The organism is Streptomyces sp. NPDC058335, assembly GCF_042723915.1.
Taxonomy (GTDB): domain Bacteria; phylum Actinomycetota; class Actinomycetes; order Streptomycetales; family Streptomycetaceae; genus Streptomyces.
Genome location: NZ_JBHXHX010000029.1, coordinates 78,337 through 93,513, shown reverse-complemented (window position 1 = coordinate 93,513; position 15,177 = coordinate 78,337). Strand labels below are relative to the sequence as shown.

The window sequence follows — 15,177 nt, the reverse complement described above, 5'->3', positions numbered from 1 at the left end:
CCCCCCCCCCCCGCACCCCCAGGGGCGCACAAGCTCAGCCGCGCAGCACCGCACCCGTCCGCTCGCCCGCGAGCGCGACCGCCGCGTCCCGAGCGGCCGACGCCTCGTCGACCGTCAGCGTCCGGTCCCCCGCCCGGAAGCGCAGCGCGTACGCGAGGGACTTCCGGCCGTCACCGAGCTGCTCCGCGTTCTCGTACACGTCGAACAGCCGGATCGCCTCGAGGAGTTCGCCGGCGCCCTCGCGCAGCGCGGCCTCGACGTCGGCGTGCGGGACGTACGCGTCGACGACGAGCGCGACGTCCTGCGTGGCGACGGGGAACGTGGAGATGCCCGGCGCCCGGGGCGTGTCGTCGCCGACCTGCTCCAGGACGTCCAGGTCGAGCTCCATGGCCGAGGTGCGCGCGGGCAGGCCGAGGGCCTTCAGCACGCGCGGGTGCAGCTCACCGGCGTGGCCGACGACCCGCTCGGCGCCATCGGCGACGACGACCAGCTCGGCGCAACGGCCCGGGTGCCAGGGACCGTACCGGCCCTTGCGCACGATCAGTTCGGCGCCCGCCTCACCGGCGACCGTCCGCGCCGCCTCGACGGCGTCGGCCCAGTCGGCCGGGCGGCCCTTGCCCCACCAGCCGGCCTGCTCGCGGGCGCCCGCGAGGACGGCCGCGACATGGCGCGGCTGCTCGGGCAGCACGGCGTCGATCGCCGCGATCTCCTCGACGGTCGGCCGGCGGTCGACCGGCGGCTGCGCGGCGACTTGCTGCTCCTCGCGCGGGAGGAAGACCAGCCCGGTCTCGAAGAGGGCCAGGTCGTGCGAGCCGCGGCCGTCGTTGCGCCGGAGCGCGGCGAGCAGGCCCGGCAGCAGCGACGTACGGAGCGCGGGCTCCTCGTCGTTGAGCGGGTTGGTGAGCTTGACGACGCGGCGGGCCGGGTCGTCGGCGTCGAGGCCGAGCTGGTCGAAGACCTGCTCGCCGACGAACGGGTAGTTCGGCGCCTCGACGTAACCGGCACCGGCCAGCGCGCGGCCGACCCGGCGGTGCAGCCGCTGGCGGTGCGTGAGGCCGCGGCCCGACGGGGGCTTGGGCAGCGTGGAGGGCAGGTTCTCGTAGCCCTCCAGGCGGATGACCTCCTCGGCGAGGTCGTTGCCCTCGCCGAGGTCGGGCCGCCAGGACGGCACGGTGACGATCAGCTCGTCCTGCCCGTACACGTCGCAGCCGATCTCCTGGAGTCGTCGTACGACGGTCTCCCGGCCGTACACGACACCCGCCACCTTGTCCGGGTGGTCGGCGGCGACGGCGATGGTGTGCGGCGCGGACGAGGCGATGACCTCGGTGACACCGGCCTCGGCGGTACCGCCGGCGAGCAGCATGAGCAGGTCGACCGTGCGCTGTGCGGCCGCCGACGACGCCTGCGGGTCGACACCGCGCTCGAAGCGCTTGGACGCCTCGGAGGACAGCTTGTGGCGGCGGGCCGTACGGGCGACGGAGACCGCGTCGAAGTGGGCGGCCTCGATGACGACGTCGGTCGTCCCCTCGGATTCCGCGTGGTCGGCGATCTCGGTGTTGGCGCCGCCCATGACACCGGCGAGACCGATCGGGCCGCGCTCGTCGGTGATGACCAGGTCCTCGGCGTGCAGCGTGCGCTCGACGCCGTCGAGGGTGACGAGCTTCTCGCCCTCGGTCGCGCGGCGGACGCCGATGGTGCCCTGGACCAGGGTGCGGTCGTAGGCGTGCAGGGGCTGGCCGACCTCCATCATCACGTAGTTCGTGACGTCGACGGCGAGCGAGATCGGGCGCATGCCGACCTTCTGGAGCCGGCGCCGGAGCCAGATCGGGGAGCGGGCCTCGGGGCTCAGACCGGTGACGGTGCGCGCGGTGAAGCGGTCGCAGCCGACCGGGTCGGAGACCTGCACCGGGTAGCCGAAGGCGTTCGGGCCCGGCACGTCGAGGAGGGCCGGGTCGCGCAGCGGCAGGCCGTAGGCGATGGCGGTCTCGCGGGCGACGCCGCGGATGGACAGGCAGTCGCCGCGGTTGGCGGTGACGGCGATGTCGAGGACCTCGTCGACCAGCTCGAGCAGCTCGATGGCGTCCTTGCCGACCTCGGTCTCCGGCGGCAGCACGATGATGCCGTGGCTGCCGTCGTCACCCATGCCCAGCTCGTCGCCGGAGCAGATCATGCCGTGGGACGTCTTGCCGTAGGTCTTGCGGGCGGCGATCGCGAAGTTGCCGGGGAGGACCGCGCCCGGAAGCACGACCACGACCTTGTCGCCGACGGCGAAGTTGCGGGCGCCGCAGACGATCTCCTGCGGCTCGCCCGTGCCGTTGGCCTGACCGACGTCGACCGTGCAGAAGCGGATCGGCTTCTTGAAGCCCTCCAGCTCCTCGATGGTCAGCACCTGGCCGACGACGAGGGGGCCCTTGAGGTCGTGGCCGAGCTGCTCGACGGTCTCGACCTCGAGGCCGGCCGAAATGAGCTTGGCCTGGACGTCACGGCCGGTCTCGGTGGCCGGCAGGTCGACGTACTCCCGCAGCCAGGAAAGCGGGACCCGCATCAGATCTCCATCCCGAACGGCCGGGTGAACCGGACGTCACCCTCGACCATGTCTCGCATGTCTTCGACGTTGTGGCGGAACATCAGCATCCGCTCGATGCCGAACCCGAAGGCGAACCCGCTGTACTTCTCCGGGTCGACGCCGCAGGCGGTCAGCACCTTGGGGTTGACCATGCCGCAGCCGCCCAGCTCGATCCAGCCCTCGCTGGAGCAGGTACGGCAGGGCCGGTCGGGGTTGCCGACGGACTCGCCGCGGCAGACGTAGCACACCATGTCCATCTCGGCGGACGGCTCGGTGAAGGGGAAGAAGTTCGGGCGCAGCCGGGTCTTCATGCCCTCGCCGAACAGGGACTGGACCATGTGGTCCAGGGTGCCCTTGAGGTCGGCCATGGTCAGGCCCTCGTCCACGGCGAGCAGCTCGACCTGGTGGAAGACGGGAGTGTGCGTGGCGTCCAGCTCGTCGGTGCGGTAGACGCGGCCGGGGCAGATCACGTACACCGGCAGCTCACGGCTCAGCAGCGAGCGGATCTGCACGGGCGAGGTGTGGGTGCGCAGCACGACACCGGACTCGGTGCCGCCGTCGGGGCCCTGCACGAAGAACGTGTCGGCCTCGCCGCGGGCCGGGTGGTCCGGGCCGATGTTCAGGGCGTCGAAGTTGAACCACTCGGCCTCGACCTGCGGGCCCTCGGCGACCTCGTAGCCCATGGCGACGAAGACGTCCTCGATGCGCTCCGAGAGCGTGGTGAGCGGATGGCGGGCGCCGGCCGGCACGCGGTCGTAGGGCAGCGTGACGTCCACCGCCTCCTCGACCAGGACGCGCGCGTCGCGCTCGGCCTCCAGTTCCACCTGCCGGGCGGCGAGGCCCTTGTTCACCGCGCCGCGGGCCTGGCCGACGAGCTTGCCGGCGGCGGCCTTCGCGTGCGGGGGCAGTGCGCCGATCTCGCGGTTGGCGAGGGCCAGCGGGGAGGCGCCGCCGGTGTGGGCGACCTTGGCCTCCTGGAGTGCGTCGAGGGAGTCCGCGGCGGCGAAGGCGGCGAGCGCCTCGTCCCGCATGCGCTCGATCTCTTCCGGTTTCAAGGCCTCGACCTCTACAGGGTCGTACGACTTATTCGGTGCCGACATCTCTTCCCGTGCTTCCGATTGGCTGGCTGAAGGTCCCCGTCACCGACTCACTCGGAGGGCCGTCCATGGGACACAAAGGTGCCAAAGGCCGAGTCTAACGGGGTGAGGACGTACGGATGCGCCCGCGGGGGCTAGGCCAGACAGGCCGGGACCGCCACGGGCAACGTAAATCGGAACTCGGCGCCGCCGCCGGGGGCGCGGCCGACCGTGATGACACCGCCGTGGGCTTCGACGATGCCCTTGACGATGTACAGCCCGAGGCCCGTCCCGCCGCGCTTGCTGCCCCGCCAGAAGCGGGTGAAGACGCGGTTCATGGACTCCTCCGGGATGCCGGTGCCCTCGTCGCTCACGATGACCGACGTGCCGGTGTCCTCCCCTTCGCGGGGCGACCGGGCGGGCGTGACGTCAATGGTGACGGTTCCCTCGCCGTGCCGCACCGCATTTTCGATGAGGTTGCTGAGCACCTGGTCGACCTTGTCCGGGTCGGCCCACAGGGCCGGCAGCGGCTGTTCGATGCGCAGCAGGAACCGGTCGGCGGGCTGACCGGCGGCGACGTAGGCCTGGATGTGCCGGCCGACGGCGGCGCCCATGTCGACGGGCTGGCGGCGCAGCTCGAGCCGCCCGGAGTCGATCCGGGAGATGTCGAGCAGTTCGGCGATGAGCCGGGTGACGCGGTCGGCGTCGGCGTCGACCGTCTCCAGCATCAGCCGCTTCTGGTCGTCGGTGAACCGCGTCCACTTGGCGAGGAGGGTGGCGGTGAAGCCCTTCACGGAGGTGAGGGGGGAGCGCAGCTCGTGGGCGACGGTGGCGATCAGCTCGGCGTGGCTGCGCTCGGTGCGGCGACGGGCCTCGGTGTCGCGGAGGGAGACGACGACGCGGCGGACGGGGCCGGTGGGCTCGCTGCGCACGTACCGGGCGGAGGCGAGGACCTCACGCCCGCCGGGCAGCAGCAGATTCCGTTCGGGCTGGCCCACCCGGATGGCGAGGCCGCTGTACGGGTCGGTCAGCTGCCACCAGCGGCGGCCTTCGAGGTCCTCCAGCGGCAGGGCCTTGTCGAGCCGCTGCCCGAGGGCTTCGGCGGCAGGGACGGCGGTGATGCGCTCGGCGGCGGCGTTGAAGCAGACGACGTACCCGTGCTCGTCGGCGACGACCAGCCCGTCGGGCAGGTCGTCGGGGTCGATGCCGAGTCCGGCGAGGTCACCGGCCGGTCGGGCCGCGGGCGGGCGCTCCGGTTCACTGGCTCCCGGCGCCCTGCTCGTGCCGACACTCATCCCCGTACCCCACCTCCCAGACGAGGACCCCCGAGCTGGTCACCCTACTAGCTCTCGGTGACGGAGCGGCACCCTCCGGAGGCGCGCTGTGCACGGGCCGACGCGTAGAGACATACGGCCGCGGCGGTCGCGAGGTTCAGACTCTCGGCCTTCCCGTGGATCGGGACGCGCACGACGGCGTCGGCGAGGGCCCTGGTCTCCTCCGGCAGCCCCCAGGCCTCGTTGCCGAATACCCACGCCGTCGCCCCGCCCATGGTGCCCTTGTCCAGCTCGTCGTCGAGGTCGTCCTCGCCCGCGCCGTCGGCGGCGAGGATGCGCACCCCGGCGTCCTTGAGGCCGGCGACGGCCCGCTCGACGGGGACGCCGACGGCGACCGGCAGATGGAACAGCGAGCCGACCGAGGCCCGTACGGCCTTGGGGTTGTACAGGTCGACGGAGGCGTCGGTGAGGACGACGGCGTCGGCGCCGGCCGCGTCGGCGCAGCGCAGGACTGTGCCGGCGTTGCCGGGGTCGCGGACGTGCGCCAGGACGGCGACGAGCTTCGGGCGCGCGGCGAGGATGTCGTCGAAGGGGGTGTCGATGAAGCGGCACACGCCCACGAGGCCCTGCGGGGTGACGGTGGTGGAGATGTCCTCGATGACCTCACTGTCGGCGAGGTGGATGCGGGCGCCGGCGTCCCGGGCCTCGCCGATGATGTCGGCGTGGCGCTCCGCGGCCTCGGGGGTGGCGAACAGTTCCACGAGGGTGTCCGGGTGCGCGGCCGCCTCCCGTACGGCCTGCGGGCCCTCCGCGAGGAACAGCCGCTCCTTCCCCCGGAAGTTCCGCCGCGCGAGGCGCCTGGCGGCGGAGACGCGGGGGGAGCGGGGGGAGATGAGGTCGGGGGTGGCGGGCATCTTCACCTTCGGTGGGTTGGCGGGGGTCGGGGCGGGGCCCGTTCTCCTCGCCCCCGCGAGAGGTACTCGGGCCGGACGCACTCGGACCCGCAGGCGGGGTTCGCCTGCGGGTCCGAGTCATGTCACTTCCGGCTCAGCCGGCGCAGCGTCACGCAGCCTTCGGCGCGTTCACGTCCGACGGCAGCGCCTTCTGAGCGACCTCGACGAGCGCGGCGAACGCGGTCGGGTCGTTGACGGCCAGCTCCGCCAGGATCTTGCGGTCGACCTCGATGCTCGCGGCGTTCAGACCCTGGATGAAGCGGTTGTACGTGATGCCGTTGGCGCGGGCAGCGGCGTTGATGCGCTGGATCCACAGCCGACGGAAGTCACCCTTGCGCTTCTTGCGGTCGTTGTAGTTGTAGACCAGCGAGTGGGTGACCTGCTCCTTGGCCTTGCGGTACAGGCGCGAACGCTGACCGCGGTAGCCGGAGGCCGCCTCGAGGATCGCCCGGCGCTTCTTGTGGGCGTTGACTGCCCGCTTGACGCGTGCCACTTTTAACTCCTTGTAGCGGGGCCGTGGTTGGACTCACACGGCCCGGAAACGATTGGGTCCCGGTTCAGACGTACGTACGGCGGCAAGGCGCCCGTACGTCACTTGCCGAGAAGCTTCTTGATCTTCTTGGCGTCGCCCGGGGCCATCTCGGCAGTGCCGGTGAGGCGACGCGTCACGCGCGACGACTTGTGCTCGAGCAGGTGGCGCTTGCCGGCGCGCTCACGGAGCACCTTGCCGGAGCCGGTGATCTTGAAGCGCTTGCTGGCACCGCTGTGCGACTTGTTCTTCGGCATAGCGCCGTTCTCTCCTCGTCGGTGGCGCTCCGGTGCCCGGTCGTGAAAACCGGGCACAGGTGGAGCGTCGCTTGTATCGGTTACGTCCTGGGACTGACGCCCTGGGGGGTCACGCCTCGGCGGAGGCCTCGGCGGACTCGGACTCCATGGACTCCACGGAACCCTCGGACCCCTCTGACTCCTCGGCGTTGACGGCGTCGGAGTCCGCGGAGTTCTGCGAGCGGCCCGGGTTGGCCTTCGCTTCGGCCTTGCGGGCTTCCTGAGCCTGACGAGCCTCGGCCATCGCCTCGGTCTTCTTCTTGTGCGGACCGAGAACCATGATCATGTTTCGGCCGTCCTGCTTCGGGTTCGACTCGATGAACCCGAGGTCCTGGACGTCCTCCGCCAGGCGCTGCAGCAGTCGGTAGCCCAGTTCGGGGCGGGACTGCTCACGACCGCGGAACATGATCGTGATCTTGACCTTGTCGCCCTGCTTGAGGAACCGGACGACGTGACCCTTTTTGGTGTCGTAGTCGTGCGGGTCGATCTTCGGCCGGAGCTTCATCTCCTTGATGACCGTGTGCGCCTGGTTCTTGCGCGCCTCACGGGCCTTCATGGCCGACTCGTACTTGAACTTCCCGTAGTCCATGAGCTTGCACACGGGGGGGCGGGCGGTTGCCGCCACCTCGACCAGGTCCAGGTCGTACTCCTGGGCAAGCTCCAGTGCCTTCGCGAGCGGCACGATGCCGACCTGCTCGCCACTGGGACCGACAAGTCGCACCTCTGGAACGCGAATCCGGTCGTTGATGCGGGGCTCGGCGCTGATGGATCCTCCTCGGTAGCACCACACGGCAGTCTGGCGAACGGCCGCGTAACGTCTGTGTTCGATTGGTTCACAACCACGCCGAAGCACAAAAAATGCCCCAACGATCACACGCGGGGCTCCAAGCACTACCGGAGCACCGCCGCGAGGATCGCGGGGCGCACTACCGGGCGACTCCATCGTCCGTACGGAACGATGGGGGCCGCCTGACCGGGGTGACCCGCCGCCCCGGAGGGTGGTCGGGTGGGAGTTCGGAGCCTCCACTTGTGGGCCGGATCCGCCTGCTTGAAGGGCACGCGTGTCCGACCGGTCGTTACACGAGATTAGCAGCTTGCTCATGCGTGCGCGAATCCGGTGTCTCCCGCCTCCTGCTGTCAAGAGGGCGTACGGCGGGCCCTATCGTGTGGGGCATGAGTGAGACCTCCCCCTCGGACAGCCCCGAGCCCTCCGGCACCGCCGGTTTCGACGAGATGACCCGCGACATCGCCGAGGTCCCGGCGGTCGAGGTGATCGTGACGGTCGCCGTCAACCTGATGAGCGCGGCCGCCGTGAAGCTCGGCCTGACCGACGAGGGCGACAAGTACAAGGACCTGGACGAGGCCCGCAAGCTGGTCACCGCCCTCGCCGGCCTGCTGGACGCGAGCACGACGGAGATCAGCTCCTTCCACGCGGCACCGCTGCGCGACGGTCTGAAGTCGCTCCAGCTGGCCTTCCGCGAGGCGTCGCTCGTCCCGGACGAGCCGGGCCAGGGTCCGGGCGAGAAGTACACCGGGCCGGTCTACGGCTAGGGACTTCCGCCCGGATCAGTCGCGTACGTAGAGGGGCTCGCCCGGAGGGGTGGTTCCGGCCGGCAGGAGTGCCAGGTCGAGGCCGCGCACCAGGCGGGCCCTCAGTGTTTCGTCGGCGGCGATGCGCCCCGCCACGGCCTGCGCGGCCCCGGCGGGAGCGGCGTCCGGGGCGAGGACGAGGGCGAGGGTGCCGTCGGCCCGGCCGGGCAGCAGGTGGGCGCGCAGGACGGCTGGTTCCGCGGCCACCGCGGCCCGTACCGCCTCGACGACCGCCGGGTCGGCCAGCGGGTCGGTCGTGGTGCGGCCCTCGGCGAGCGCCAGCAGGGCGGACCCCGTCAGTTCGAAGGCGACCGGCCCGGCCAGGTCGAGGACGACCGTGTCGGCCTTCTCGTGGGCGGCCGCCTGGAGGGCCTGGTGCAGGGGTACGGCGACCGGGCGGGCCTGTGGGTCCCAGCGGGCGAGGGACGCGGTGGAGGTGAAGGCCGGCAGGGCCGTGCGGTGACCGGCCTTCAGGGTCGGTACGGCCATGTCGCTGGTCTTCTCCCGGCGCAGCCCGTGCTCGTCCTCCTCGACCTCCCCGAGCACCGCGACGACCGGGACGAGCAGCCGGGCGCCCTTGAGCGCCTCCAGCACGGGTCCCACGGCGGTGCGGTCCTCGGCCCAGGCGGCGAGCGCCGCGCTCAGCCCCGGGTCGGCGGAGCCGTCGTCGTCGGAGAAGCCGGGGTCGGGAATGTTCTTGTTCGCCACGGTCACCGACCCTATCGGGGGGAAACTGCTGGGGTTGTGCGGGGCCGGAAACACAGCAGTGACCGCTTTCACAGGTTCCTCAGACATCGCTGACGTACATCTAACCTGCGTCTAACGGGACGCACAGTCGGTGCCTCCAGCATCACGGACATGGAGTCCTCCAGAGCACGCCGCGGCAGCCGCGCTCGTCCGTCCGGGCACCGTCGTCCCCTTCTCTGCTGCGCGCTCGCCTCGGTGGCCGTGCTGGGCGCCTCGGCGGCCGGGACCGTGTACGTGAAGGCGCAGGCGCACTCGGGTCCGGGCGCCGTGTCGTCGGCGGCGCCGACGCCCTCCGCGTCGGCGAGCGGGGAGGTGTCGGTGGCGCCCGTGACCCGGGCGGAGTCGGAGTCCCGGTCGGAGGCGGCGGTGTCCGTGGTGGACCGCGACGCCCTGCTGGCGAAGGCGATGGCGTCGGTGACCGTGCCGGACGCGGCGCGGGTGTCCGTGGCCGTGCTCGACGTGGACTCCGGGCTGAGCGCCGTCTTCGGCACGGGTGCCTTCGACACGGCGAGCATCGTCAAGGTGGACATCCTGGCGGCGCTGCTGCTCCAGGCGCAGGACGCCGGCCGGCACCTCACGGCGCAGGAGAAGGCGTACGCGACCGCGATGATCGAGAACAGCGACAACGACTCCGCGACGGCCCTGTGGAACTCCGTCGGCGGTGCGGCTGGCCTCGACGCGGCGAACGAGCGGTTCGGGCTGACCGGCACCGAGGGCGGCGACGGCTTGCTGTGGGGACTGACCCGGACCACGGCCGCCGACCAGCTGACGCTGCTGCGGCAGGTCTTCGGCACCGACTCGACCGACCCGGAACTGAGCGAGGCCTCGCGCACGTACCTCCAGGGGCTGATGGGGCAGATCGCGTCGGGCCAGCACTGGGGTGTCTCGGCGGTCGCCGACGGGGCCGCGTGGGCACTGAAGAACGGCTGGCTGCCGCGTACGGCGACGGGGCTGTGGGACGTCAACAGCATCGGGCGGGTGACGTCCGGCGGGCACGACTATCTGGTGGCCGTGCTGTCCGACGGCAACGCGACGCAGGCGAAGGGCATCGCGCTGGTGGAGGCGGCGGCAAAGGCGGCGATGTCGGCGTTCACGGACGCCTGACCGGGGCCGGAACGTCCCGGGGCTCAGAAGGCGTCGTACGTCTGCTGCCGGTCCTCGCGGTCGCGGGTGCGGCGGCCCCGCCACAGGACCACGGCGGACACCAGCAGCACTCCCCCGGTGCCGCCCGCGAGCGGGCCGGCCCAGCCCGAGGTGTCGGCGGCGGCCTTCTCCTCGTCCGGGCCGGGGCCGAAGTACTCCTCGCCGTACGCCGCCGAGCGCAGGCCCTCGGGTGCGAGGCCGGCGGCGGCCTTGATCGCGGCGGCCGGGTCGATGAAGCCGAAGCCGCGGGAGTCGTCGCGGCCCCCAGTGGGGGAGTTGCGGGCGGTGTCCTCCAACAGCTTCTTGATCTGCGCCGGGGTCAGGTCCGGGTGGGCGGCCCTGACGAGGGCCACGGCGCCGGAGACGAAGGCCGCGGCGGCGGAGGTGCCCCAGCCCTCGTAGTACTTGTGGTCCGGGTCGGCGATGACGACGTCGACCCCCGGGGCGCTGACCGTGGCGTACCAGCGACGGGTGGAGAAGGAGGCGCGGGTGCCGTAGCGGTCGACGGCGGTGGCGGCGATGACTCCCGGGTAGGCCGCCGGGTAGGAGATGTGGTCGCCCTTCTCGCCGCCGTTGCCGGCCGAGGCGACGACGACCGAGCCCTTCTTCAGCGCGTACTGGACGGCCTCGTCCTCGGCGGGTTCGGGATGGGCCGAGGCGGAGTCGTCGCCGAGGGAGAGGTTGATGACGTCGGCGCCCTGGTCGGCGGCCCAGCGGATGCCTTCGGCGAGGGCGTTGCCGCGGGTGTTGCGGGCCTTGGTGCGGGACGGGTCGCCGTCCTCCAGGATCACCCGGACGGGGAGGATCTTCGCTTCCGGGGCGATGCCCATGACGCCGTCGCCGTTGTCGTAGCCATGGCCGTGACCGGCGATGATGCCGGCCATCGCGGTGCCGTGGCGGGCCCAGGCGCGGTCGCCGGGTCCGGCGCCGAAGCCGACCATGTCCTTGCCGGTCAGGACATTGCCGTCGAGGTCGGGGTGGTCGGACTCGACGCCGGTGTCCAGGACGGCGACGGTGACGCCCTTGCCCCTGGTGGTCTGCCAGGCCTCTTCGGTGTGCAGGGCCTCCAGGGCCCACTGCTTGGCCCGGATGCCGTCCGCGTACGCGGTGGTGGGCGGCACGAGGGCGACCGCGGCGGCCAGCAGACAGCTCAGCACGCCGGCCCGGCAGAGTCCGCGGCCGCTCATGAGGGTGGCTCCGAGGGCGACACGGCGGCCTTGCGCAGGCCGCGCTCGACGCGGTCGGCGAGGCCCTTCGCCTCGTTGCCCAGGCCCGCCTGGGCGGCGGCGGTGCTGGCCCCGGACGCGGTGGCCTCCACGGCGGACTGCGGGGCGGCGACCGTACGGCCGTCGGCCCAGCCGGAGACGGCGTAGACGACGACGGGGGCGTCGGTGAGGACGGAGACCGTCCAGGAGGCGCGCTGCCCGTCGCCGAAGGCGGCGGCTGCCGTGCCCTTCGCGGCGTACGGGCGGGGCATCAGGTCGGTGCGGCGGGCCAGGCCCTCCTTGTCGAACCTGGTGTCGAGGGCGCGCATGCCGACCGCGTCGGCCTTGGTGAACAGCATGCCGACCGTGGTGACGTAGCTGCGGGTGGCGTCGGTGTAGGTCGCGCGCAGGAGGCGGGCGCAGCCGACCGGGGCGAGGGCCTTGGCGAGCAGCGGATCGAAGGCGCCGGTGCAGCCACTGTCCGGGGCGACGGCGATCCGTGTCCAGGTGCGGTCGGCGCCGCCGGGGCCCGCGCCCTGTCCGTCCACGGTGGGCGGGAACAGCTGGTCGACGGGCACGTTGTGCCACAGGCCGCCCGCGGTGGCGTAGACGCCCGGCTCGCCCGCGTCCGCGGGATCGCCGACGAGCCAACTGCCGGTGACGGCACCGCCGATGAGGCCGAGTCCGAGGACCACACAGGCGGCCGCCGCGACGGTGTGCCCGCCCAGCCTCATCCACCCCGCGCGCGGGGTGTCGCCGTACCCCTCGGGCCGCGCGAACGTCACGACGGGCCGTGTGGCACCCGGCGCTCCGCCCGGCGTCATCGGGGCACTCCACGACAGCGCCGGATCGGGCCCGGCCTCGGCGGCCGGGGGCGGGGCGTCGAAGTCCGGATGCCGCAGCGGCGTGGCAGGACTCCAGGCGGGACGCGCGTCCCCCTCCGGGTGCCCCCCGGGCACGGCGGTGGACAGCCCTTCCCGGTGCTGCCCGGCCGCGGGCGCCCAGGTACGCGGGAGCGGCGTCCAGGCGGTGCCGGGGGCGGGGGGACGGGGGTGGTCGGGAGTGGAGATACGAGGGGCGACGGGGGTGTCCGGTGCCCCGCGGGTTTCCTGGCGGGTGGGGGTGGGCGGGGCGCCGTCCGAGTCGCGGGTTCCGGTGGCGGCGCGTGCCGTGTCGGCGGCGCCGGCCCCACCGTCCTGGGCGCTGGGCCGGGGGGCGGCGGAACGGACCGGGCCGGCGGCCTCGGAGGCGGCCGGGCGCCGACCGTACGGCTCGGGCGCGTGGACGGCGTCCGGACCGGCCGGGCGTGTGCCGTGCGGCTCGGGCGCGTGGACGACGTCCGGACCGGCCGGGCGTGAGCCGTGCGTCTCGGGCGACTGCCGGGAGTCGGAAGCGGGCCGATGCGGGCCGGTCTCCCGGACAGGACGCGCGGCGTTCGAGTCGGTGGGGCGTCGACCGTACGGCTCCGTCGGGTGGGCGGTGTTCGGCTCTGTCGAGGGGAGGCCGGTCGGCTGGGTTGGGCGCGGGGGGTCCGAAGGCGCGGCGTCCGGGCGCGTCTGGCGGTTGTTGTCCAGGCGGGCGGGGCGGGGGGCTGCCGGACCTGCCGGGCGGGGAGCTGCCGGACCGGTGGCGCGGGAGGGGTTCGTGCCCGTGGCGCGGGAGGGGTTCGTGCCCGTGGCGCGGGTGGCGTCCAGGCGGGCGGGGCGTGGGATGCCGGCGCGTGCCGGATCAGCACCCTCCGCTCCTGCGGAGGCGGCGCCGTCCACCCCGGCCGGGCGGGCACCGTCCAGGCGCGCCGGGCGCGTGATCCCCGGTCCCTCCGGACGCGCGGCCCGCGTGGGTGCGGAGCGGTCACCGGCCACGGCCGTCGGCCGGGGGCCTTCCTCGGGCCCGTACGCCCCGGGCTGCGACGGGTCCTCGCCGGGCCGGCCGCTCGGGGGCGGGATGTCCGGGAAGCGGGCCGAGGCGGGTGGCGGGGGCATCGGGTCCGTCCGCGGGGCCCGCCGCGGCGGGTGCGGGAAACCCGGCGCGGCGGACGGCGGCTCAGGAACCCCGCGCGAGGGCGCGAACGGGCCCGGGGTCGCGGCGGACAGCGGCTCCGAAGCCGTCCGGAACGTGGGGAACGGGCCCACGGGCGGCTGCTGCTCACGCGCCTCGGTGTCCGTGTCCCCGCCGGTCTCCGTGTCCGGGGACGTCGGTGGGTGGGGCGGGCGGGGCGGGGTCGACGGAGGCGGGGGCGTCGCCGGGCGCGGAGGGATCGAGGCGCGGCGTGCTTCCGTGCTCATGCACCCCCCGTTTCCTCGTGCCCGCGCGGTCGTTGTCCTGCGCGGGCCGGTCTCCTCGCCCTGGCGGCCCCGGTACGGACACGCCGGTCCTTCCTGGGCACGCATACCCGCACGGGCGGACCGGCATCCCGACACGGGTGCCCGGCCGGAGCCGTCCTCCGTGCGTGCGCGTCACTCTACGGCTTGTTCCTGCGCGAACGGGAACCAGTCCGCACCCCCGGGGCATCTGCCCGGAACGTCCCCCTACCCTGCGGTAATCGGGTCTGGCAGGCTGCGTCCATGACTGCGCGCGCCGCCGACCGGGCCCGGTACGACCGGGCCACCGCCCATCTCGACGCTCCTCTCGCCATCGTGGACCTGGAGGCATTCGACGCCAACGCGGACGACCTGGTCCGCCGGGCGGGCGGGAAGCCGGTCAGGGTCGCCAGCAAGTCCGTCCGCTGCCGGGCCCTGCTGGAACGTGTCCTGGCCAAGGACGGGTTCGCGGGCATCATGTCCTTCACCTTGGCCGAATCCCTGTGGCTGGCCCGGTCCGGCTTCGACGACATCCTGCTCGCCTACCCCTCGGCCGACCGCTCCGGCTTCGCGGAACTGGCCGGCGACCCCAAGCTGGCCGCCGCCGTCACCGTGATGGTCGACGACGTCGCCCAGCTCGACCTCATCGACTCCGCGCGCGGCGACGGACACGAAGTGGTGCGGGTCTGCCTGGAGTTGGACACCTCGCTGAAGCTGCTGGGCGGGCGCATGCGGGTCGGCGCGCTGCGCTCCCCGCTGCACTCCCCCGCCCAGGTCGCCGACGTGGCACGGGCGGTGGCCCGGCGGCCCGGGTTCCGGCTGGTGGGGATCATGGCGTACGAGGGGCACATCGCGGGGGTCGGCGACTCGCTGGCCGGCCGGCCCCTCCGGTCCCGTGCGATCCGGCTGATGCAGGCCACCGCCCGCCGTGAACTCGTCGAGCGGCGTGCCGCGGTGGTGCGTGCGGTGCGGGCCGTGGTGCCGGACCTGGAGTTCGTGAACGGCGGCGGCACCGGCAGTGTGCAGCACACCGCCGCGGAGGACGCGGTCACCGAGATCGCGGCGGGCTCGGGACTGTACGTGCCGCGGCTGTTCGACAACTACACGTCCTTCAGCGGCCGTCCGGCCGCCCTGTTCGCCCAGCCCGTCGTACGGCGGCCGGGCGTCGGCGTCGTCACCGTCCTCGGCGGCGGCTACCCCGCCTCCGGTGCCGCCGGACCGGACCGGCTGCCGGTGCCGTATCTGCCGGAGGGGCTGCGCTACGACCCGCAGGAGGGCCCCGGCGAGGTGCAGACTCCGCTGCTCGGCTCCCCCGCCGACGATCTGCTGATCGGCGACAAGGTGTGGTTCCGGCACGCGAAGGCCGGTGAGCTGTGCGAGCGGTTCGACGTGCTGCGGCTGATCGAGGGGGACGCGGTGACGGCGACGGTGCCGACGTACCGGGGCGAGGGGCAGACGTTCCTGTAGATCGCTCGTTCCTCTGGCTCGCTCGGCAGCT

13 protein-coding genes are annotated in these 15,177 nt (G+C 73.2%); 3 read left to right on the top strand and 10 right to left on the bottom strand.

The window, feature by feature from the left end; genetic code table 11:
* Window positions 1-34: 34 nt before the first annotated feature.
* The 7 genes from pheT to infC all read right to left on the bottom strand — a co-directional run bounded on the left by pheT (window position 35) and on the right by infC (window position 7,484).
* Window positions 35-2,545, bottom strand: a complete 2,511-nt coding sequence (gene pheT / locus ACFWJX_RS37570) for a phenylalanine--tRNA ligase subunit beta (protein ID WP_383251109.1) — start codon at window positions 2,543-2,545, stop codon at window positions 35-37.
* On the bottom strand, window positions 2,545-3,666 hold the full coding sequence (gene pheS / locus ACFWJX_RS37565) for a phenylalanine--tRNA ligase subunit alpha (RefSeq protein ID WP_383251107.1): 1,122 nt from the start codon (window positions 3,664-3,666) through the stop codon (window positions 2,545-2,547). The genes pheT and pheS overlap by 1 nt, the downstream gene beginning before the upstream one ends.
* A gap of 131 nt (window positions 3,667-3,797) precedes the next feature.
* Complete coding sequence (locus ACFWJX_RS37560) at window positions 3,798-4,937, bottom strand: ATP-binding protein (protein ID WP_383251105.1); 1,140 nt, start codon at window positions 4,935-4,937, stop codon at window positions 3,798-3,800.
* Between the two features lie 47 nt (window positions 4,938-4,984).
* A complete protein-coding gene (locus ACFWJX_RS37555; protein WP_383251103.1) occupies window positions 4,985-5,830 on the bottom strand; it encodes a TrmH family RNA methyltransferase in 846 nt (281 codons plus the stop codon).
* Window positions 5,831-5,978: 148 nt separating this feature from the next.
* Complete coding sequence (gene rplT / locus ACFWJX_RS37550; RefSeq protein ID WP_073499619.1) at window positions 5,979-6,362, bottom strand: 50S ribosomal protein L20; 384 nt, start codon at window positions 6,360-6,362, stop codon at window positions 5,979-5,981.
* A gap of 98 nt (window positions 6,363-6,460) precedes the next feature.
* Window positions 6,461-6,655 (bottom strand): 50S ribosomal protein L35, encoded by a 195-nt coding sequence (gene rpmI / locus ACFWJX_RS37545; protein WP_073499621.1) that lies wholly within the window; start codon window positions 6,653-6,655, stop codon window positions 6,461-6,463.
* 109 nt (window positions 6,656-6,764) lie between these two features.
* Entirely contained in the window at window positions 6,765-7,484 is a 720-nt protein-coding gene (gene infC, locus ACFWJX_RS37540) for a translation initiation factor IF-3 (RefSeq protein WP_383251101.1), read from the bottom strand.
* Between the two features lie 383 nt (window positions 7,485-7,867).
* On the opposite strand from infC, the gene ACFWJX_RS37535 reads away from it, so the two are divergent.
* Window positions 7,868-8,245 (top strand): DUF1844 domain-containing protein, encoded by a 378-nt coding sequence (locus tag ACFWJX_RS37535; RefSeq protein WP_073499624.1) that lies wholly within the window; start codon window positions 7,868-7,870, stop codon window positions 8,243-8,245.
* Window positions 8,246-8,260: 15 nt separating this feature from the next.
* Here the strand turns inward: ACFWJX_RS37535 and ACFWJX_RS37530 are convergent, their stop codons facing one another.
* Window positions 8,261-8,992: an SseB family protein gene (locus tag ACFWJX_RS37530; RefSeq protein ID WP_383251098.1), complete on the bottom strand. Its 732-nt coding sequence runs from the start codon at window positions 8,990-8,992 to the stop codon at window positions 8,261-8,263.
* A 150-nt stretch (window positions 8,993-9,142) separates the two neighbouring features.
* On the opposite strand from ACFWJX_RS37530, the gene ACFWJX_RS37525 reads away from it, so the two are divergent.
* On the top strand, window positions 9,143-10,135 hold the full coding sequence (locus tag ACFWJX_RS37525) for a serine hydrolase (RefSeq protein ID WP_383251096.1): 993 nt from the start codon (window positions 9,143-9,145) through the stop codon (window positions 10,133-10,135).
* A gap of 23 nt (window positions 10,136-10,158) precedes the next feature.
* Here ACFWJX_RS37525 and mycP read toward each other — a convergent pair whose 3' ends face one another.
* Window positions 10,159-11,361 (bottom strand): type VII secretion-associated serine protease mycosin, encoded by a 1,203-nt coding sequence (mycP, locus tag ACFWJX_RS37520; protein ID WP_383251094.1) that lies wholly within the window; start codon window positions 11,359-11,361, stop codon window positions 10,159-10,161.
* Entirely contained in the window at window positions 11,358-13,361 is a 2,004-nt protein-coding gene (locus tag ACFWJX_RS37515; protein ID WP_383251092.1) for a hypothetical protein, read from the bottom strand. Before ACFWJX_RS37515 ends, mycP begins: the two co-directional genes overlap by 4 nt.
* Before the next feature lie 582 nt (window positions 13,362-13,943).
* Here ACFWJX_RS37515 and ACFWJX_RS37510 point away from each other — a divergent pair.
* Window positions 13,944-15,146 carry an amino acid deaminase/aldolase gene (locus ACFWJX_RS37510; RefSeq protein WP_383251090.1) on the top strand — a complete coding sequence of 401 codons (1,203 nt, stop codon included), beginning with the start codon at window positions 13,944-13,946 and terminating at the stop codon, window positions 15,144-15,146.
* Window positions 15,147-15,177: the final 31 nt, after the last annotated feature.